At 61.5% G+C, this 18318-nt stretch carries 20 protein-coding genes; 8 read left to right on the plus strand and 12 right to left on the minus strand.

Annotated features, from left to right (window positions below; all coding sequences use genetic code 11):
- Positions 1-133 precede the first annotated feature (133 nt).
- Positions 134-1483, plus strand: coding sequence for a lipase family protein (locus tag A0W34_RS27800; protein ID WP_081558886.1), 1350 nt, complete (start codon positions 134-136; stop codon positions 1481-1483).
- Positions 1484-1500: 17 nt separating this feature from the next.
- Here the strand turns inward: A0W34_RS27800 and A0W34_RS27805 are convergent, their stop codons facing one another.
- Genes A0W34_RS27805 through fepB form a run of 5 tightly spaced genes read right to left on the minus strand, consistent with a single transcriptional unit; the run spans position 1501 to position 6331 of the window.
- On the minus strand, positions 1501-2343 hold the full coding sequence (locus A0W34_RS27805; protein ID WP_042448187.1) for a siderophore-interacting protein: 843 nt from the start codon (positions 2341-2343) through the stop codon (positions 1501-1503).
- A gap of 21 nt (positions 2344-2364) precedes the next feature.
- Complete coding sequence (locus A0W34_RS27810; protein WP_081558624.1) at positions 2365-3189, minus strand: ABC transporter ATP-binding protein; 825 nt, start codon at positions 3187-3189, stop codon at positions 2365-2367.
- 25 nt (positions 3190-3214) lie between these two features.
- Positions 3215-4270, minus strand: coding sequence for a FecCD family ABC transporter permease (locus A0W34_RS27815; RefSeq protein ID WP_080726583.1), 1056 nt, complete (start codon positions 4268-4270; stop codon positions 3215-3217).
- Positions 4267-5313, minus strand: a complete 1047-nt coding sequence (locus A0W34_RS27820) for a FecCD family ABC transporter permease (RefSeq protein WP_225320184.1) — start codon at positions 5311-5313, stop codon at positions 4267-4269. Before A0W34_RS27820 ends, A0W34_RS27815 begins: the two co-directional genes overlap by 4 nt.
- Before the next feature lie 4 nt (positions 5314-5317).
- Positions 5318-6331 (minus strand): Fe2+-enterobactin ABC transporter substrate-binding protein, encoded by a 1014-nt coding sequence (gene fepB, locus A0W34_RS27825; protein ID WP_075834821.1) that lies wholly within the window; start codon positions 6329-6331, stop codon positions 5318-5320.
- A gap of 105 nt (positions 6332-6436) precedes the next feature.
- Between fepB and A0W34_RS27830 the strand changes: the two genes are divergently transcribed.
- Positions 6437-8053 carry a helix-turn-helix domain-containing protein gene (locus A0W34_RS27830; RefSeq protein ID WP_081558626.1) on the plus strand — a complete coding sequence of 539 codons (1617 nt, stop codon included), beginning with the start codon at positions 6437-6439 and terminating at the stop codon, positions 8051-8053.
- On the opposite strand, the gene A0W34_RS27835 is transcribed toward A0W34_RS27830, so the two are convergent.
- A complete protein-coding gene (locus A0W34_RS27835) occupies positions 8041-8418 on the minus strand; it encodes a VOC family protein (protein ID WP_030537422.1) in 378 nt (125 codons plus the stop codon). The genes A0W34_RS27830 and A0W34_RS27835 overlap by 13 nt on opposite strands.
- Before the next feature lie 100 nt (positions 8419-8518).
- Here A0W34_RS27835 and A0W34_RS27840 point away from each other — a divergent pair, with 100 nt between their 5' ends.
- The 3 genes from A0W34_RS27840 (at position 8519) to A0W34_RS27850 (ending at position 10129) form a co-directional block, all read left to right on the plus strand.
- A complete protein-coding gene (locus A0W34_RS27840) occupies positions 8519-9244 on the plus strand; it encodes a TetR/AcrR family transcriptional regulator (protein WP_007735703.1) in 726 nt (241 codons plus the stop codon).
- Positions 9241-9678 (plus strand): hypothetical protein, encoded by a 438-nt coding sequence (locus A0W34_RS27845; protein WP_007735701.1) that lies wholly within the window; start codon positions 9241-9243, stop codon positions 9676-9678. Before A0W34_RS27840 ends, A0W34_RS27845 begins: the two co-directional genes overlap by 4 nt.
- An 88-nt stretch (positions 9679-9766) precedes the next feature.
- Complete coding sequence (locus A0W34_RS27850) at positions 9767-10129, plus strand: hypothetical protein (protein WP_225320185.1); 363 nt, start codon at positions 9767-9769, stop codon at positions 10127-10129.
- 7 nt (positions 10130-10136) lie between these two features.
- Here the strand turns inward: A0W34_RS27850 and A0W34_RS27855 are convergent, their stop codons facing one another.
- Genes A0W34_RS27855 through A0W34_RS27865 form a run of 3 tightly spaced genes read right to left on the minus strand, consistent with a single transcriptional unit; the run spans position 10137 to position 13638 of the window.
- On the minus strand, positions 10137-11774 hold the full coding sequence (locus A0W34_RS27855; protein WP_050654957.1) for an AMP-binding protein: 1638 nt from the start codon (positions 11772-11774) through the stop codon (positions 10137-10139).
- A gap of 14 nt (positions 11775-11788) precedes the next feature.
- The gene (locus tag A0W34_RS27860; RefSeq protein ID WP_003943225.1) at positions 11789-12253 is read right to left on the minus strand and encodes a MaoC family dehydratase; all 465 of its coding nucleotides are present in this window, start codon (positions 12251-12253) and stop codon (positions 11789-11791) included.
- A gap of 14 nt (positions 12254-12267) precedes the next feature.
- Positions 12268-13638: an MFS transporter gene (locus tag A0W34_RS27865; protein WP_081558627.1), complete on the minus strand. Its 1371-nt coding sequence runs from the start codon at positions 13636-13638 to the stop codon at positions 12268-12270.
- A 219-nt stretch (positions 13639-13857) separates the two neighbouring features.
- Here A0W34_RS27865 and A0W34_RS27870 point away from each other — a divergent pair, with 219 nt between their 5' ends.
- Entirely contained in the window at positions 13858-14556 is a 699-nt protein-coding gene (locus A0W34_RS27870) for a TetR/AcrR family transcriptional regulator (RefSeq protein WP_225320187.1), read from the plus strand.
- A 38-nt stretch (positions 14557-14594) separates the two neighbouring features.
- A complete protein-coding gene (locus tag A0W34_RS27875; protein ID WP_081558628.1) occupies positions 14595-15446 on the plus strand; it encodes a PHP domain-containing protein in 852 nt (283 codons plus the stop codon).
- A 298-nt stretch (positions 15447-15744) separates the two neighbouring features.
- Here A0W34_RS27875 and A0W34_RS27885 read toward each other — a convergent pair whose 3' ends face one another.
- Together A0W34_RS27885 and A0W34_RS27890 are read right to left on the minus strand one after the other, a co-directional pair.
- Positions 15745-16272, minus strand: a complete 528-nt coding sequence (locus tag A0W34_RS27885; RefSeq protein ID WP_081558629.1) for a CinA family protein — start codon at positions 16270-16272, stop codon at positions 15745-15747.
- A 77-nt stretch (positions 16273-16349) separates the two neighbouring features.
- On the minus strand, positions 16350-17498 hold the full coding sequence (locus A0W34_RS27890) for a glutamate--cysteine ligase 2 (RefSeq protein WP_064073391.1): 1149 nt from the start codon (positions 17496-17498) through the stop codon (positions 16350-16352).
- Between the two features lie 160 nt (positions 17499-17658).
- Between A0W34_RS27890 and A0W34_RS27895 the strand changes: the two genes are divergently transcribed.
- Positions 17659-17964, plus strand: coding sequence for a hypothetical protein (locus A0W34_RS27895; protein WP_007735689.1), 306 nt, complete (start codon positions 17659-17661; stop codon positions 17962-17964).
- Between the two features lie 57 nt (positions 17965-18021).
- Here the strand turns inward: A0W34_RS27895 and A0W34_RS27900 are convergent, their stop codons facing one another.
- Positions 18022-18291: a DUF7218 family protein gene (locus A0W34_RS27900; protein WP_003943161.1), complete on the minus strand. Its 270-nt coding sequence runs from the start codon at positions 18289-18291 to the stop codon at positions 18022-18024.
- Positions 18292-18318: the final 27 nt, after the last annotated feature.

Genomic DNA, 18318 nt, shown 5'->3' on the forward strand with positions numbered 1-18318 from the left:
CACATTGCGTCCATGCATGATTCAAGCAACCGGCGCAAGCCTCTCGTTTATTACTCAAAAGTAAGATAGCGTGTGGTCGTCATCACACCAGCCCGTCAAGTACCGAGAGACATACGAAACCGAAGGGTCGATCGTGGCATCAAAGATTCTCTTTCAGGGAGCGGTGGCGCTGACAGCCATTGCACTCACAGGCATCACAGCACCTACTGTCGCCGCGCAACCGTCGGCGGATTCCTTCTATCAGTACGACGGTTCGGCACCGCTGTCGTCGTATCAGCCTGGGGCCGTGCTCAAAACGAGAACCTTGCCCTATCACGTCGTCAACATTCCTACCCCGTTGCAAGCCGTACAGGTGTTGTACCGGTCGACCGACGCTCTCGGCCGGCCGTCTGCGAATGTCACATCGATTCTTCGACCACCCAATGCCCAGCCGGACAAAGTTGTCTCGTTCCAGTCTGCCTACGATTCGCTGAACCCGGAAGACGGACCGTCACGAGCAATCGCGGGGGACACCCCGATCGGCAGCCTTACCGTCAGCGGGCGCAATGTCGCCTTCGGCGGGACTCTCGCTTCCGGCGAAGCCGTCATGTTCGGTCCTCTACTGGCGCTGGGCTACACCGTCGTCATTCCCGACACCGAGGGCCCGAACGCGGACTTCGCGGCAGGACCCGAATACGGAATGATGACTCTCGACTCCCTCCGTGCCGCTCGCAACACATCCGAGACAGGTATTTCCGACTCAGCCGAGATCGGTCTGATGGGATACTCGGGCGGAGCAATCGCCACCAACTGGGCGTCCATCCTCGCGCCGGACTACGCCCCGGACATCAACGAGGACCTGATCGGCGCCGCCCAGGGTGGTCTGTTGGTCAACCCGGCAAACAACCTCCGGTACGCAAACGGAAGCATCGGTTGGGCAGGCGTTGTCGGGATGGCGGTCGTCGGACTTGCCCGTGCCTACGACATAGATTTCGACCCGTATCTCGGCGATCGCGGACGCGAACTCCTACCTCGGATCGAGGATGCCTCGATCGGGAACGTCATCCTGCAGTACCCGGGGGTGACCTGGCAGGACCTTGCCAAACCAGAGTATGCGAACCCGAACTCGGTGCCCGAGTATGTCGACGTCGCCAACAAGATCAACATGGGCAACGCGCCGATACCCGCCATCCCGATGTTCATCGCTCAAGCCGCAAACGGAGCCCTCGAGGGCACCCAGCCAGGTGGACCGGGCGTCGGCCCTGGCGACGGAGTCATGGTTGCCGGGGACGTCCGCTCACTCGCCACTCGCTATTGCGACGCAGGTTTGTCCATCCAGTACGACCAGTTCGACACCATCAGTCACGTTCCGGGTGGCGCGCTGTGGCTCCCCGGCGCCATCACCTGGCTCAACGACCGTTTCAACGGAAGTCAGTTGCCGAACAACTGCTCGAACATCGCACCGGGCAATTCCCTGGCGCCGGAAGAACACGCGGCGGGCTGACAAATCCAACAGTCGCATCAGATACCGATTGCCAGATCGTCGATGTCTGCGAGCGTGCCGCCGTTTTCGAGGATGCTCGTGTAGTTCCGAAGTCGGTTCTGATCTATCTCGGTAGTGCTGACCCCTCGCTTCCAGTACCCGAAGACAACTACATCGTCCTTCGCCAGGCCGACTGTCTTGCGGAAATGCGCTCGAATGGCTCGCATCTCGTCCCGTTCCCCGGCACCCCACACCGCGTAGTCTCCTGGGTTTTCGAGTTCGACGGCGTACTCGGCGAGGCCATCTTCGACATGGTGCAGCTCGAGGCCGGGGATCACGGGCAGTTCCGCGAAAGCCTCGGCGTCACCGGTGGCGACCCAGCCGACGCCGGTCAGTCCCTCGGGCCACTGAAGCAGAATCGAATAGAGGGCAGGTATCGCGGTGTCGTCGGCGAAAAGTGCGACGCGGCGACCAGCGATCTCGGGAACGAGGAAGTGCGGGCGAGGACCGGTGAGTGAGAACGTGTCACCCACACGCAGGTCGGCGGCCCACCTCATCATCGGGCTGGTGTGGCCGTGCAGCACTACGTCGAAGGTCATCGAACTGCTCGGCGCGTTGCAGGTGCGCACCGTGTAGACGCGAGAGACGTCGCCGTACTGCGGACCGAGCTGGATGCGAAATGCGACGTTGGGCCGCAACCAATTCGGGTCGTCCGCCGACGAAGTCAACTGGACGGCGATGCGCAAGATGCTCTCGGTCGGCCGTTCGACGCGTTCGACGACGGCAACCACGTCGTTGAGACCGCGGTCGTGGTCTTCTCCGCGTGGCGCCTTTGCCGACGCAGACGTTTCAGTTTCTTCAGGTCGAGATGCGGTAGTCATTGATATCTCCTGATCGGTGGTTCAGTTGTGGACGGGTAGCTGACTGACAGGTCTTCGATCACGCGGAACAACAAGTGGCCGTCCGGTTTCCGGGTCTTCGAGAACCAGCGCCTCGAGGTCGAAGACTTCGCGCAGTAACTCAGGGGTGAAGACGTCCGAGGCACTGCCCTGCATGACAATTTTTCCGGACCGCATGGCAACTACGTGCGTGGCATATCTGGCCGCGAGGTTCAGGTCGTGCAGGACCGCGACCAATGTTCGACCGGACTGGTGGAGTTGGGAACAGAGGTCGAGAACCTCGATCTGGTGGGCGATGTCGAGAAAGGTGGTCGGTTCGTCGAGCAACAACACCGGGGTGCGCTGCGCGAGCGTCATGGCGATCCATACCCGCTGACGTTGTCCCCCACTCAGCTCGTCCACCAATTGGTCTGCTGCATATCGCATTCCGACTTCATCGAGGGCCTCGGAGACAACATGCTCGTCTTCGGGTGACCACTGTCGCAGCATGCTCTGATACGGATATCGGCCGCGGGATACGAGGTCTGCGACACTGATCGCTCCAGGCGAGAGCGGGGACTGTGGCAACAGGGCGATTCGCCGGGCGACTTCTTTGGTTCGATAGGACCGAATATCGTTACCGTCGAGCACAACACGACCCGATCGAGGTGTCAGCATTCTGCCGAGCGCACGCAACAATGTCGACTTGCCGCACCCGTTCGGTCCGACGACGACGGTGAACCCTCCATCGGGGATCTCGAGACTCAACTCGTCCACGATGGTTCGATCGGCGTACCGTAGTTCGATCTTCTCGGCGCGCAGCCGCGATGTTGGGGTGGCAGTAGTCATGAATCTCTTTCGTAGCGAGTTTTTTTCAGGCCTGACGAGCGAGCAGCCAGATCAGATAGGCACCACCGAGCAGACTGGTGACAAGACCGACCGGAGTGCGGAGACCGACCTCGACCGCTTGCGCGATCAAGTCGGCGCCCGCCAGCAGAACTGCGCCTAGCAGGAAGGAAGTCGCGACAAGAACACCGCTGCGCCGTGCCAACCGTCGTGCGATCTGGGGAGCGGCGAGCGCCACAAATGCGATGGGGCCGGTGGCCGCGGTCGCCGCGCCGGTGAGCGCGACCGCAAGCAGAATGCCGGCAAATCGGTATCGCTCCACGGAGATCCCGAGCGAGGACGCTGCGTCGTCGCCCATCTCCATCATGGTGACGCGCCGGGACACCACGACGAGAGCAGGAACGAGAACACCGACGGCGATCGCAACACTGACCGCGTGTGGCCAACCGCGCCCGGTCAGCGAGCCGGCCGTCCACTGCTGCACAACGGTGGCGTCGTCGATATCCGCACGCACCACCAGGAACGACATCACGGCGCTCAGCATCGCGCCCACGCCGATACCGACCAAGACAAGTCGAAGACCGCCGCTGACGCCGTCTTTGCGTGCCAGCGCGTACACCAGAAGCGCCGTCAGCATGCCGCCGAGAACAGCGGCGCCCGCGGTCTGCAGTACCCCGCCTCCGAAGAAGACGATCTGAACCACGGCTGCAGTCGCAGCGCCGGTGGTGAAACCGATGATGTCCGGCGAGCCGAGAACATTGCGCGAAAGCGTCTGGAAAACCGCGCCGGCCACACCGAGGCTTCCGCCCACGCCGATCGCCGTGATCAGCCGCGGCAGCCTGCGATTCTGGACGGACCGAACCGCCGCTGGGGCGCCTTCGCCGTGCAGGGCACGCCATACTTCACCCAAGGACAGATCCAGGGTTCCATACATCAGCGTGGCAAACGAGAGCGCCGCCAATGCCGCACTGATTGCCACGGCTACGAACAGCACTCGCGGAACTATCCGCCACGAGTACGACCCGATTCGAACCACCCAACCGCGGAACAGCGGTGGAACCGGCTGCGCTGCAATCGCATTCACAGCGACGCCACCCGCCGCGAGCGAACAAGCGCAACAAACAAGGGGCCACCGAGCACCGCCACGGCGATCCCCGTCTGCAGATCTCCCGGCGCTGTGGCAACGCGACCGAGAACGTCGGCCAAGAGCAGAAATGCCGGGGCGACAACGAGCACGCACGGCAGAAGAAATCGCAGATCCGGCCCGACGACGCCGCGCACGATGTGCGGCGCAGCCAGGCCCACGAATCCGAGCGGTCCAGCCGCCGCAGTTGCGGCCCCTGCCAGCAGGATGACTGCGACAGCGGATCCGACCCGTGCGGGTCCGGTGCTGGCACCGAGCCCTTTGGCGACATCCTCGCCGAGCGCGATTGCGTTGAGTGGACGAATCAGCAACAACGACAACACGATACCGACGATGACGAAGGGCAGAACAGTGACGATCACGTCTCCGCCGCGGCCTTGCAACGAACCCACTGCCCAAAATCGGAACTGATTGAATGCGGCCTCGTTGCTTATGAGAACCATGCTGGTGAGAGCCGTGATCGCCGTCGCAACAGCGGCACCGGCAAGCGCCATGCGCGCTGGGGTCGCGGCGCTGCGATGCGCCGACCCCAACATGTACACACCTACCGAGGCAACGGCCGCGCCGGCAAGCGCGAACCACAGATAGCCGCCGACCGAAGTCACCCCCAGATAGGCAATCGCAATGACGACTGCTGCTGATGCTCCGGCGTTCACACCGAGTAGTCCCGGATCGGCTAGAGGGTTGCGGGTGATCGACTGCATCAGCGCGCCGGCCAGTCCGAGCGCGGCCCCGACCACAAGCCCGAGAATTGTTCGAGGCAAACGTGATTCGATCACTATCAGGTGCTCGTTGTTACCGGCGTCGTAGGAAAGAACTGCATCGAGGACAGTGGAGACGGGGATGTTGCGTGAGCCGATGACGAGTCCGCCGACGGATGCCAGCACGATTACAACGATGGAGACGAGGACCAACAACCCCGCACGCGCTGCCGTCCCGGACCGCAGTGGCGCTTCGGTCCGGGACTGCACAGAAACACCCACGCGGTCATCCACCGAACGTGGACACCAGCGACTCGACCGTCTGCTTTGCACTGAAGTAGTCGAGACGGAAGGCTGCCGTTCCCATCGCGTATACCCGATCACCCTTGACCGCAGGTTGATTCGCAAGGAGCGGGTCGGCCGCGAGTTGCTTCTCCACGTCCTTGGGCCCCATCGAGACGGCAAACAGCGTCTGCGCCCCGTCTAGTGCGGCAGACATGTTTTCGGAGCTGACGATCGCGACGCCGGAGGCACCCCGCTTGTCCGGAGCGACAAACTGCTCGGCGGGCTCGGCATAGGTGAAGCCGAGCGAGGCCAGCAGATTGCCCTGCGGGCTGTCGGCTCGGAACGTCCAGACACCGTCGGCACCCATGTAGACCAGTGCCGTCACCGGCTGCTCGGGAAGTTTGATCTTCGCGGCTTGGGTGGTGACCCAGCTGTCGTATTCGTCGACGGTTTTGGCGGCCTCGCTCTCGAGTCCGGTGACAGTCCCGAGCTGATCAGCGAGCTCCTCCCAGGAGCTGGCGCCGTAGTCGAGAAGAACAGTGGGTGCGATGTCGCTCAGCTGTGAGTAGGCATCGAGTGTCGAGTCGCCGCCGTTAGCGGAGCCGATGATCAGATCGGGCTCGAAGGTCTCGATCGCGTCGAGGTCCAGCTCGAGATTTCGGTAGAGCACCGCGACGCCACGATCAGCCGCCACGCCCGACCACTGGGAGAAAAACCCCTGGTCATCGGTCATTCCCGACGGCGTTGTCGCCGCACTCGCGACCACCGGCGCTCCGATCGCAAGCAGCGTGCCGGTCAACGACGGCGAGGTGGACACGATCCGAGTCGGCTTTGCAGTGATCTCGGTACTACGGCCGCCGTGATCGACGGTGCGCGGCCAGCCCTCGGTGGCCCCGGAGGTTCCCTGGGTGCCCTCGGTTCCGGTGTCACTACCTGACGAATTCGAGCAGCCGGCAAGAGCGAGGGCGACGACCGCGGCGAGTACTGCCGCCGCCGGGCGTAGAGATCTGCGCATGAGTATGTGGCTTTCTGAAGATACGAGAGTGCGCCGCTGCGAACACAGTCGGCAGAGGTAAAGTTAGCCATACTTAAGTCGCAAGGGTTGTCCAGGAGCGCCAACGTGTTACCACTATCGGGAAGGTCGGACGCAATCGACTTGGGGCCGATCCGCGCCTGCCGCACCGAGCCAAGCATCGGCCGCTCACCGCTGTTGTTCTGGGTTCTCGCAGGTAGTGGACGCGTCAGGACCGGATCGACCGTCTACGAGGTGCCGGCGGGCGAGTTGTTGTGGATCCCTGCGGGCGTGCGACATTCGATGGAGACGGACTCGGATTCCGTCGCGTTTCCCATCCTGCTTCCGCCCTCGAACGGCGTCAGCGCCGGGCCGGCTACCGTGACGCGTCTGCGCGTTCCGCCCGGATGGGAAGACAGACTGATCCACGAGTTCGTTCACAACCTGGGCTATCTGCGCGGCGACGCTGCACACCCGTCGTCCTTGTTCGAAATGATTACCCGGGCCGACGACGGGGCCACCTCGCTGCCGCAATTGCCGCAATCACGGGAAGCGTTCGAGATCGCGCACGCCCTGTTGCGAACACCTGGCACCGACGACACCGAGGCACAATTCGCGAAGCGTGCCGGGATCAGCATTCGAACGCTCCAGCGATACTTCGTGGAAGAAACCGGCCTCACCTTCACGCGCTGGCGGCTTCGAGCTCGGATCGCCGCGTCGTTGGAGTACCTGAAGCAGGACCGCGAGATCGGTTGGATTGCAAACGAAGTCGGCTTCGAAACGGGCAGCGGATTCACGCGTGCGTTCCGGTCCCAGATGGGAGAGAGCCCGAGCGACTATCGCCGCCGGGCCCTCTCCGGTCCAACCGATCGCAGCGTGGACACCGACAACGATCAAGCATTGGTCCGCATGCTCGCAGAGACCAGGCAGCCCGGGGAAACAGCGCCGCCGATACCGGCCAATGCGACGTGGCCGCGCGTCAACGGCGCCCACGTCGCCGTGTGGGTCTACCGAGGCCAAGCCCGGGTGGACGTCGCGGACCGCAGCTGGGAACTGCGCACCGGAGAGGCCATGATTCTTCCTGCAGGCGTCCTCAATACCGTCACGGTTCCGACTGGTTCACTGCTTCTGCCGCTCGGCTTCCGTTCCTCGAACGGGTCGACCGTATCTGCCGACGCCCTCGAGACCGTGCAGTTCTCCCCCGCTGACGAGTTGGCATTGCTGCACACTTTCGTCGCCGCCTACACGCCCTTGCGCCCGCGCGGCCACGACAGCGCCATGGCATTCGACATCATCGCCACCGGCCCTCTTGCACAACCGGTTTCGAACACCTCGCCCGCCGCTTCGATTGCCACACGACTGGCAGCGACGACCGCCGCCCGCCCGGCCGACCCTCGCACTCTGGACGAGTGGGCGCAAGAGTTCGGTACTGACGCAGCCACGCTGCGCCGGGAGTTCCGTATCGAAACCGGCACCACGTATCCGCAGTGGCGATCGCTTTCACGGATGACCCAGGCACGCACCCAACTCCAACTCGGGGTTGCACCCGGCACGGTGTCGAGGAACCTGGGTTACGCGCACCTGCCCGCATTCAGCCGAGCGTTTCGCACTGCGCACGGGATCTCACCGCAGCGCTTCCAAGCCCAGTCCGTCGAACGCGCCCTCTGGTTACGTTCTGTGCCGCGCGCCGCGGAGCCGAGCGCTCGGGTTCTTCACACCCACTGAACGAGTTGCCACACGATTCCGTTGGCGTCGACGAACTGGCAGTAACGCTCACCCCACGGTTCCGTCTCCGGTTCGGTGACGACGGAGGCACCTTCAGCAGCGATGCGGGCGAACTCGGCGTCGACATCGTCGACCACGAATGCAATGAGCAAGCCTTGACCGGCCGGACCTGCGACGAAGTCGGGCTTGAACGTCCCGAGCCCGGTGCGCAGGAAGACCACGTTGACCCCGGCATCCGGATGATTCAGGGAAACGAAGCCGTCATCGGCCATGGCCTCGGTGAAACCGAAATGGGTTTTCGCGAAGTCTGCCGATGCGTCGGTGTCGGCGACGTTCAAGGACAGAGCAGTGCTGGTGATTTTCATCGTGGGCCTCCCGTGATCGATAAACCTTATGCAGTGCATACAGTATGCACCGTATAAGGTATACCACCGTTGAGGTATTCCCGATTTCTGGAGACGACTGATGGCACGCGAACTGATCGACCTGCTCTGGCGCGATCACCCCCTCGCGCCGAAGGGTGGCACCCGCGGCCCGCGAGCGAAGGTCACCACCTCACAGGCGGTCGACGTCGCGATCTCCGTCGCGAATACCGACGGCCTCGACGCCGTGACGGTCCGCCGATTGGCCGCCGAACTCGGAATCTCGGGCATGGCGGTGTACACCCACGTCGGATCCCGCGACGATCTGCTGGTGCTCATGGTCGACGCCGTACACGGACACAGCCCACTCCTGCCGTACGGGAACATGACCTGGCGCCAACGTGTGCGTCGGGTCGCCGAGGAAGAACTTGCCCTCTATACGGAGCATTGGTGGCTCCTGGACATCTCCGATCAGCGCTCCGCGTTGGGTCCGGGAACTATCGCGAAGTACGACCACGAACTTCACGCCTTCGACGGCACGGGACTGAGCGACATCGACCGGGACTCCGCCCTGACATTTGTCGCCGACTTCGCCCGATCCTCGGCGCAAGCGCGGCGCCCTGACCCCCGAGCAGCCGACATGGCCGAGGTGTGGTCGTCCTGGAACCAGCGTCTGGCTGCTTATCTCGGCGACGACTTCCCGCTGGCGCAGCGAGTCGGAGGGGCGGCCGGCGAGGCCAAGAACTCCCCGTACAGCCCCGAGGCGGCCTGGGAGTTCGGGCTGGACCGGGTACTGGACGCCCTGGACGGCCTCATTCACATCGAATGACATTCCTGCAATTCGTGGGAGACAATGTGTCCGTGCAGCGTTTCGGTTGGTCTCGACGGTCCGACGGCGACCCTTCGGTGTTCGAACCGCGAGAGCTGTTGCACGCCTACGAGAATCGATCGACTCGAGAGGTACGAGATTCCGGCGAGCTTCTCATCGAGATTCCGCTGAGCGACGCGAGCATCGTCGAGATCACCGTTCTTGATGCCTCTGCGGGCTGGATCGACTCCCGCGTGCGAGGACTCTGCAGTTCCCTGGACAAGATCGACCGCCGGGCTCAACGCGTACTTCGAGGGGGATTCAGCATCGGCTGGATCGAACTCGAATCGGAGCGCCACGGCGTCATCGACTACTGGGAAAACGGGGTCAACAACGAATACCCCATCTCCATCGTGTGGAATGGAAACTCCTGGGAAGAAGCGGCAACCACCTAGCCTCGAAATCAGCGGAATACATCCGCGAAGACGGGGTAGACGAGTACATACCAGCGGCACATCGACTCAACTCCAGGCGTGGTGGACAATGTTTCTCAGCGACCAGTCAATTCGTCACCACACCCGCCGTTTCGGAGCAGCTCTGTCGCCTTCACACAAGTGGCCTCCGCCCACCGAAACACAGCGCATCGCACGCTGGAGTGAGCGGTCTGAGATGCTCGGCGCGCTGTCGGTACTCCTGTTCTGGGCTTTCGGCTTCGGCATCCTGCTGGGCGTCGGCGCGATCACAACAGGAATCTTCGCGCTCCGACGTCACCCGAAGAAGTCTGGCGGGCATCTGCTCTCGAATGCCCGCCAGCTGCCATGGGATGCAATAGTCGGCCTCTTCACCGGATTCATCGGTCTGGCACTGAGCGGCTGGTTCTTCGTCGTGGTCCTACCCAACATGTAGCCCTCGGCTAGCCGAGTCCGTTCGCGGAGGTGGCCAGCGCTCGGAGTTCACGTCGGAGGATCTTGCCGGTAGTGGTGAGCGGCAAGCTGTCGATGAACGTGATCTCCCTCGGGTACTGGTAGAAAGCAAGGCGACTTTTCACGTGGGTCTGCAACTCCTGACGGAGCTCCTCCGAGGAGTTCGACCCCTCGGACAGTACGACAAAAGCGTGAACCGCTTCGCCGCGCAACGGGTCCGGAACACCGATGACACCTGCCATGGCTACCTCGTCGTGCGAGAGCAGGCACTCTTCGATCTCTCCGGGGCCGATTCGGTACCCCGCGGACGAAATGACGTCATCGGCACGTCCCTGGTACCAGAAGTTCCCGGCGTCATCAGTCCGACCCAGATCACCGGTGTGAATCCAACCGTCGTACACCTTTTCATCGGTCTTCGACGGCTGGTTCCAATATCCGAGGAACTGTCCGGGGTTGCCTGCCTTCACACAGATCTCGCCTACCTCACCAATCTCGACCGGCTCGCCGAGTGGATCGAGGAGGGTGACTTCGAAGCCGGGGAAGGCGCGGCCCATCGAACCGCTGGCGGGACTCCACTTCGACCGCGACGTGCCGATGGTCAGATTCATTTCCGTCTGCCCGTAGAACTCGTTGACAGCTACGCCGAGAGTGCTCGCAACCCAGGCTTGCAGCGCGTCACCGAGTGCCTCACCACCGGTTCCCAATGCCCGCAGCTGAATACCACGCGCAGCAGTCTTGTCGACGCCGATGCTTCGCATCTGCTTGAGGGCAGTGGGAGGAATGAAGGCGCCCGTCACCTTGTGACGGCTCAGAATCTCGACCGCACGCGAAGGCGTGAATTTGTCGGGCGTCGCAACTACGGGGCACCCCAACGCAAGTGCGGGGAACAGTACGTCGAACAAACCACCGATCCAGGCCCAGTCTGCCGGCGTCCAGAAGACGTCTCCCAGCTGCGGAGCATTGTCGAACGCCGTCCGCATACCGGGCATGTGCGCCAGGAGAATTCGGTGCCCGTGGAGCGCGCCTTTCGGATTCCCGGTCGTCCCTGAGGTGTAGATGATGATGGCATGTGAATCGGGGCCCGTGGCTACCAGTTCACTACTTTCTGCGGCATCGTCGACGAGGCTGTGGAAATCGAGGATTTGCACGGGCGTCGAATCGGAGAGCCGATCGAGCCTTCCGACCACGATTACGGCTTCGAGACCCGGTATCTCACCGATTCCGTCGGCAACTCTCTCATAGCAGTCCTTCTCGACCACAAGAACTTTCGCGCCGGAGTCACGCATCCGATGTACTAACGCATCCGATCCGAACTTGACCGAAAGTGGAACGGTGACCATTCCGGATCGGAAGGCGCCCAGATGTGTCGCCAGAACCTCGATTCCCTGTGGGACCATCACACCGACGCGATCGCCTGAGACCAGGCCGAGATCCGCGAGCACGGTCGCGAACTTTCGGCTCATCGTGGCGACTTCACCGAATGTGTACCGCGCCCAGTGCCCACCGGTGTCTACGACGAGGGCCAGATCATCGGGATTCTGTACATCGACACATGCGTGCGCAATGTTGAAGTGCTCGGGCACAGCCCATTCGAAGTGTTCTGCTTCGAGGTCCTGCCACCATGACATATGCCGCCGAGAACTCACCGAGCACCCACTTCGAGGTCGAGGGAATGGGTCTCGCCTACCAGGAATGAGAATTCGCCGGAGAAGACAAGGTCTCCGTCTTGGTTGACGAGTGAGCCTTTCGACGTCACGATCGCGGTCTCACCGTCCGAGCGAGGGCGCACCGACAGCACTTCCGACACCGCATGCACCGAGTCGCCGAGGTAAGTCGGCCGGTGGAATCTGACCTGATCGAGCCCGTAGAAGCACTGCAGGTAACGGGGGTCCAACTCCACCAGACCGAGCAAGGTGGACAACATGAGAGCACCGTGGGCGATCTGGCGACCGAAGCGCGTCTGCTGCGCGTAGTCGGGGTCGAGGTGAAGAGGATGGCGGTCCCAGGTGAGGTCGGCGAAACTTCGCACATAGTCTTCGGTGACGACCCGCGGGTCCGTCACCGCAATGTCTCCGACAGAGATCTCTTCGAAACTCTTTGTGATCATTGAAGTTTCCTCTATTAGTTGACAACCGTGGAGCGTTGATCGACCGGCGGCAGATACGCCCCGTTGTCATCGATGTACATGTCGCGACTTCCTTCGTCGAGGTCGGTGTCACGGACGAAGTAGACGCTGATCAGCGAAATAACCGACAGTGCAGCGATATACACAGCGACCGCAAACGATCCGCCGGTTGCGCGAACCAACATGGCGGCAACCATCGGCGCGATTGCACCACCCAAGAGCACCCCGATCTGAAAAGCGATGGACGCTGCGCTGTACCGCACCCGTGCGTCGAACAGTTCCGCGATGAACGTCGCCTGCGGCCCGTACGAGATGCTGAGCATGAATGCGCCGACTGCCAATGCGCCGGTGGTGATCCAGAAGTTGCCGGTATCTATCGCGGCGAATGCAACGAAGACCCACACTCCCATGCCGGTGATGCCGACCATCAGGATCCGGCGTCGGCCGAATTTTTCGGACAGTTGACCGAAGATCGGAATGAAGATGACTGCAACGAGCGCGGACACCATGACCGCTCCGAGCATGAGGTTTCCGGACAGCAGATCGAACTGATCGGCGTAGGTCAGGCTGTAGGTGTTGAGGATGTAGAAGTAAGCGCCCGTGCTGATCATCGAACCTGCGGCAAGAATGATTTGACGAGGGTAGTTCTTGAACGCGTCGACCATCGGAATCTTGACCGCAGTGTTCTGCTGCTTCACGCGAGCGAATGCGGGAGTCTCTTCCAACGCGGTGCGAATGTAAAGCCCGACGGCGACCAACGCGATACTCAGCAGGAAGGGAATTCTCCACCCCCACACCAGGAATTGGTCCCCGGTGAGCGCCTTGGTGCCGAACATGACGGCCGTCGCCAGCAGAAGGCCAGCAGGCACACCGACCTGCGGCATACTGCCGTAGAAACCGCGGCGGTTCTTGGGTGCGTATTCCACAGCAGTCAGAACTGCACCGCCCCACTCACCCCCGACGCCGAAGCCCTGAATCAGTCTCAGCAATACGAGAAGAATCGGGGCCCACACACCGATCTGGGCGGAGGTCGGAAGGACGCCGACCAGGAACGTCGCTGCTCCCATCAAGAGAAGTGCGAGCACCAAGACCTTCTTGCGTCCGATGCGGTCGCCGAAGTGGCCCATCACAACACCGCCGAGTGGCCGCGCCAGGAAGCCGACCGCGAAGGTGGCGAAGGAAAGAATTGTCGCCAGCGCGGGGTCTGCGTCCGAAAAGAACAGCGGCGCAAAGACCAACGCGGCGGAGGCGCCGTAGATCTGAAAGTCGTACCACTCGATCGTGGTGCCGACCAGAACCGATCCGGCCACACGCCGCAGGGCAGGCCTGTCGACAGTTGCGGGAGATGGGGGATTCGCGTCGTTCATGTCATTGCTCCTTGTATGGAGTGCCCTGTTAGCTCTCGCACCGAGAGGGAGGCTCGACAAGGAGACTATGCAGTGACCCAGGGCACAGTCAAGCGTATTTCAATCGATCGATTGATTAGTTGAGATGCAATTTGCCAGTACACAAACAGCTATCAATCGACTGATTGACAGCCGGTCGATTTCGGCGGCGATGCTAGCATGATTGGGCAACCAACCGAAATGAGGATCATGGACCTGGGGCGCGTTCAACGGGCGGCAGTCACGCTGTTCGCGACGAAAGGATTCGCCGCCACCGGCATTCGTGAGCTCGGAGCCGAAGCCGGCATCAACTCGGCAACGCTCTACCACTACGTCGGCAGCAAAGAGTCACTGTTGGCCTCGATCATTCGGTCTTGCCTCGACGAGCTGACGCAGTCGGGAGAGCGGGCAATGCGCCGAAGCGCCGATCCCGTAGTCCAGCTCGCCGGCCTGGTGTCGTCACACGTCGGCATTACCGCCGTCAACCAACTGACTGCCCGCGTCGCCGAGTACGAGATGCGCGGGTTGACCGGAGACAACCGCATCGAGTTGCAGACCCTGCGCGACGAGTACGAGCAACTTTTCGGACAGATCCTCGAACGCGGACAACGCGTGGGCGCCTTCGACATCGAAGATCTGGCATTGAGCCGACTCGCGATACTCGAGATGTGTACCGGGGTCGCGCATTGGTACCGGCCCGGTGGGCGTCTCGAGTTGGAAGATGTCCAGCGATTCTTCGTCAGCACCACGTGCAAGCTTCTGTCGGTTCCGTCCGACGAACTGCACGGTGTGGAGTTCATTCACGACGTCCGAAAGCTGGACAGCGAGCCCGAGACTCAGTCCTCCGAGATCTGGGGAACCACTGCACAGAGCGAATTCGCGCGACAGTCCGAGCTTTAACCGCCCCTCGAAACTCCCGGCTCTGGTACGAACTGAACATGCAACTACCCGCGGACAGTCATGTTCACAGCGAGTGGTCGTGGGACACCGGCGGACCGCTGTCGCACGCATCCGGACGAATGCAACAAACTTGCGCGCGTGCCGAAGCAATCGGATTGCCGGCGTTGGTGTTCACCGAGCATCTCGACTTCGATGCTCGGTGGCGCACAACCGCCGCAGATCTGATGCCCCATCAACATCACCTGCTGAGCACCGACGGCTATGTCCGCGCACCGATCCTCGACGTCGACGGCTATCTCGACAGCATCGAACGATGCCGACACCGTTTTCCTGAATTGCGGATACTCACCGGCGTCGAGTTCGGACAACCGCACCTGCACGAAGCGCAGGCGTCGCACCTCCTTGATCTCGGTGTCATCGACCGGGTAGTGGGTTCCTTGCACACGCTTGAGGTCGGCGACGATCGGAGTGAACCGAACACTCTGTTTCGAAAGTGGAGCGCCGACGAAGTCATGTGGGCATACCTCGATGAGATCCGGCGTATGGTGGCTGGCTCTCGGACCTTCGAGGTGTTCGCCCATATCGACTACGCGGTGCGTGCATGGCCGATCGAAAGTGCCGGACCTTTCGATCCCCGTCGATTCGAAGAGGGATTCCGAAATGCGATGCGCGCCATCGCCGACAGCGACCGGATCCTCGAGATGAACACCCGTCGGCTGTGGCCCTGGATACCCCAATGGTGGGGCGAAGAGGGAGGTAAAGTGGTGACATTCGGCAGCGATGCACATGTGCCCGAAGCTCTGGCAGCCAATTTTCCGGAAGCGACCGCGATGCTCGCGCACTACGGATTCCGTCCGGGTCAACGTCCCGAAGAGTATTGGACCCGCTGATCCGCCTGACTCCCAGACCGATATTTCCGTGAACTCGGGTTGTCGGAGACGGATCAACCCGCAATAGTCGATGTATGGATCGGTACAAAATCACGATGCCCGACGGCTCTTCGACCGAGGAACCTTTCAATTCCGACAAGGAAGCAATCACTTGCGCAGTGGATGCGAACCGAGGAGTCAGCAAGAACCTCGTAGTCGAAAAATACACGGCCGACGGTCATCTGGTTCCAACCGCGCAGGCGCCTGCGAAACACACAGGTCGTCACAAGAAGAACCGTTCGAAGAGTTGAAAACTCGACTAGTTCACAACTCTCGAACTCGGTGTGTGGCGACCGGATGCGTGACGCAGAAGTAGTTGGATCGCGTGCTCGACAGTTGCACCGAGGACAGCTTCGGGGTCGCCCGAGAAAACCTGCTTCTCCGTTTCGGCGGTCCCATGGTCGACGACTCCGAACCACACAGTTCCGGGTCGAACGTTCTCCTGGGTATTAGGACCGGCTTCACCGGTGACGGCCAGCGTTAGCGACGCACCCATCAGTGTGGCGGTGCTGTGCGCCATGACCCTGGCTGCCTCTTCGCAGACCACTGGCCCGTCCGGAACATGAAGTACGGAATGTTTCACCTCGCGGGTGTACGCGACGATCCCACCACAAAACCACGATCCGGCGTCCGGCGCCTTTCCCAGATGTGCGGCGATGTTCCCGGCAGTCAACGATTCCGCCGTCGCCACCGACAGACCGTGTTCCTCTACTGCCGCAGCCAATTGCCTGCACATATCGTCGAGATCCTTGCCCGACGGAAGCTCGGGTCGTGGATCGCCATTCATATGTTCCTCCTCCTGCAGTCCGATCGGTGACTTCGACAAGACATTGAAAGTTCTTGAATGCCCATTCCAACCGTGCCTTACAGTTCACTGCCCCCTTGCGAACTGCACCCTTCGAAAGTGCGTCGAGCGCACTCGTCGATCACATCAGCTACACGTGACCGACGCGTGAGTTGACGACGCTGCACGATCGCCCCGTTTCCGTTGCTGAACACCTTGTCCAAGGAGGCCGTGACCTGCTCGAATTCTCCGAATGCAGTCAACGCAGGTTCGACGTGATCCACCAATTGCCGAACCGCCTGGTGTGCAGTCAGCAAGCGCACGGATTCCACGTCCAGCGACCTCCCGTCGAGTCCGTCACGCGCCGCCCGCCAGCAAGCCGCGCGGAGTAGCTCGTGATCGACAGCAGGCGCTGCTTCACCTTTCGTGATCGCGGCGGATGCCGTACCGACGAGTGCCTGCACCAGTGTGGCCAGAGTCATCGTCTCCTCCACGGTGGCGGGCACGTCGCTGATCCGAATCTCCACGGTGGGAAGGTGATCCGACATGCGCACATCCCAATAGACCATGTGTGGATCGAGAATGACCCCTGTCTCCAGCATTGCTGCAACAGCATCTTCGTAGTGCGCCACGGACTCGAAGTAGGGCGGCGGACCCGAACTGGGCCATCGGCCGAACAGAACGTAACGCCAACTCGCATAACCGGTATCGCGACCGGCGCTGATCGGAGAGTTCGCCGTCAGTGCCAACAAGGTCGGTAACCATGGGCGCAGATGGTTGATGATCTGGACCGATCGTTCTCGATCTTCCACACCGACATGAATGTGGCAACCACACATCACACCTTCGGTGATCGCTCCGAATTGACCGGCCATTCGCTGGTATCGCGACGTTTGAGTGATCTCGTCTACCGGCGGATCGTAGAACGGCGTCCCGACTGCGATGAGTTGACAACCCACACGGGCAGCGGCGTCGGCGGTGACGGCACGCGACTCACAGAGTTGATCACGAAGATCACGAATATGGTTTCCGATCGACGTGGACGTCTCCACCTGACAGCGCGTGAGTTCGAGTTGCAGCGAGATACCGAGTTCCCGCCCGGCGGCAGCAACCTCGGAGTTGCGCAGAGTGGGATGTCCAGTCTGCGGATCGCAGAGCAAGAACTCCTCTTCGACACCGAGAGTCGGTGTACCTACCGAGAATATGTCGGGAGTCGGCTTCGCGTTCATAGGCCTTCCTCGCACCGGTTTTCATCCACTTCCGATACTTCGAGCGTACGACCTTCTACCCCTTTCGGCACTACTCCGACCGTTTCATCCAGTCACCGATCGGGTAGTTGCCCTGTGGACCGACGACGAGCGAAGAATCGCAAGTCTTCATGAGCTCAGGATGGAGTGTGCCGTGACAAACGCGAGCGAAAGTTCACCGGTAGATGACGAACACACAAATCGATCGCACGTAGGGGAGGCAATCAGCGACGGTCGCAACTATCCCGGATACCTGCTGATCGGGCTGGGTCTGGCAACACTCGGATTGACCTTGGTGGCAGCAGGTTACGGATTTCGTGGTTGGGCAGTCATTGCCGGCGTCGTGTGCGTGGTGTCCTTCATCGTCGGAACACTGGCCATCTTGATGGAACACCGACGGGTCAAACGACTGGAAGGTCAGGAACTCTTCGATCAAGAAGGGCACTGAACCGACCGCTCGAGTCGTATTCTGCACAAGCAGAATACGACTCGAGCAGAACACAGCTCAGTGAGTGCGGAGTTGCTCGATCAGCTCACCCTTGTTCAGCTTCGAATAGCCGTGCAGATCGAGTTCCTTGGCACGTTTCTTCAGCTCGTCGACTGTCCACTCCTCGTACGGCGAGGATTGTCCGCCGGACTTGGCGACATTCGACCGCCCTCGATTGGCGGCCGCATTGGAGATTCGGGCCGCCTTCTCCTTGGAATCGCCCTTCTCGCGTAGCTCTTCGTAGAGTTCTTGATCCTTGAGTTGAGGTTGTGAGTCCTTGCGAGCCACTGTTTCGTCCCTTCACTCGTCTTCACT

The organism is Rhodococcus sp. BH4, assembly GCF_002079265.1.
Taxonomy (GTDB): Bacteria; Actinomycetota; Actinomycetes; order Mycobacteriales; family Mycobacteriaceae; genus Rhodococcus_F; species Rhodococcus_F qingshengii.

Bases quoted from the DNA above. Each gene is read 5' to 3' on its own strand.
- A0W34_RS27850 (WP_225320185.1), top strand. From the start codon at position 9,767: ATGTTTCTCAGCGACCAGTCAATTCGTCACCACACCCGCCGTTTCGGA.
- A0W34_RS27810 (WP_081558624.1), bottom strand. From the start codon at position 3,189: ATGACTACTGCCACCCCAACATCGCGGCTGCGCGCCGAGAAGATCGAA.
- fepB (WP_075834821.1), bottom strand. From the start codon at position 6,331: ATGCGCAGATCTCTACGCCCGGCGGCGGCAGTACTCGCCGCGGTCGTC.
- A0W34_RS27855 (WP_050654957.1), bottom strand. From the start codon at position 11,774: ATGTCATGGTGGCAGGACCTCGAAGCAGAACACTTCGAATGGGCTGTG.
- A0W34_RS27860 (WP_003943225.1), bottom strand. From the start codon at position 12,253: ATGATCACAAAGAGTTTCGAAGAGATCTCTGTCGGAGACATTGCGGTG.
- A0W34_RS27840 (WP_007735703.1), top strand. From the start codon at position 8,519: ATGGCACGCGAACTGATCGACCTGCTCTGGCGCGATCACCCCCTCGCG.
- A0W34_RS27895 (WP_007735689.1), top strand. From the start codon at position 17,659: ATGGAGTGTGCCGTGACAAACGCGAGCGAAAGTTCACCGGTAGATGAC.
- A0W34_RS27805 (WP_042448187.1), bottom strand. From the start codon at position 2,343: ATGACTACCGCATCTCGACCTGAAGAAACTGAAACGTCTGCGTCGGCA.
- A0W34_RS27870 (WP_225320187.1), top strand. From the start codon at position 13,858: ATGAGGATCATGGACCTGGGGCGCGTTCAACGGGCGGCAGTCACGCTG.
- A0W34_RS27885 (WP_081558629.1), bottom strand. From the start codon at position 16,272: ATGAATGGCGATCCACGACCCGAGCTTCCGTCGGGCAAGGATCTCGAC.
- A0W34_RS27875 (WP_081558628.1), top strand. From the start codon at position 14,595: ATGCAACTACCCGCGGACAGTCATGTTCACAGCGAGTGGTCGTGGGAC.
- A0W34_RS27865 (WP_081558627.1), bottom strand. From the start codon at position 13,638: ATGAACGACGCGAATCCCCCATCTCCCGCAACTGTCGACAGGCCTGCC.
- A0W34_RS27845 (WP_007735701.1), top strand. From the start codon at position 9,241: ATGACATTCCTGCAATTCGTGGGAGACAATGTGTCCGTGCAGCGTTTC.
- A0W34_RS27835 (WP_030537422.1), bottom strand. From the start codon at position 8,418: ATGAAAATCACCAGCACTGCTCTGTCCTTGAACGTCGCCGACACCGAC.
- A0W34_RS27890 (WP_064073391.1), bottom strand. From the start codon at position 17,498: ATGAACGCGAAGCCGACTCCCGACATATTCTCGGTAGGTACACCGACT.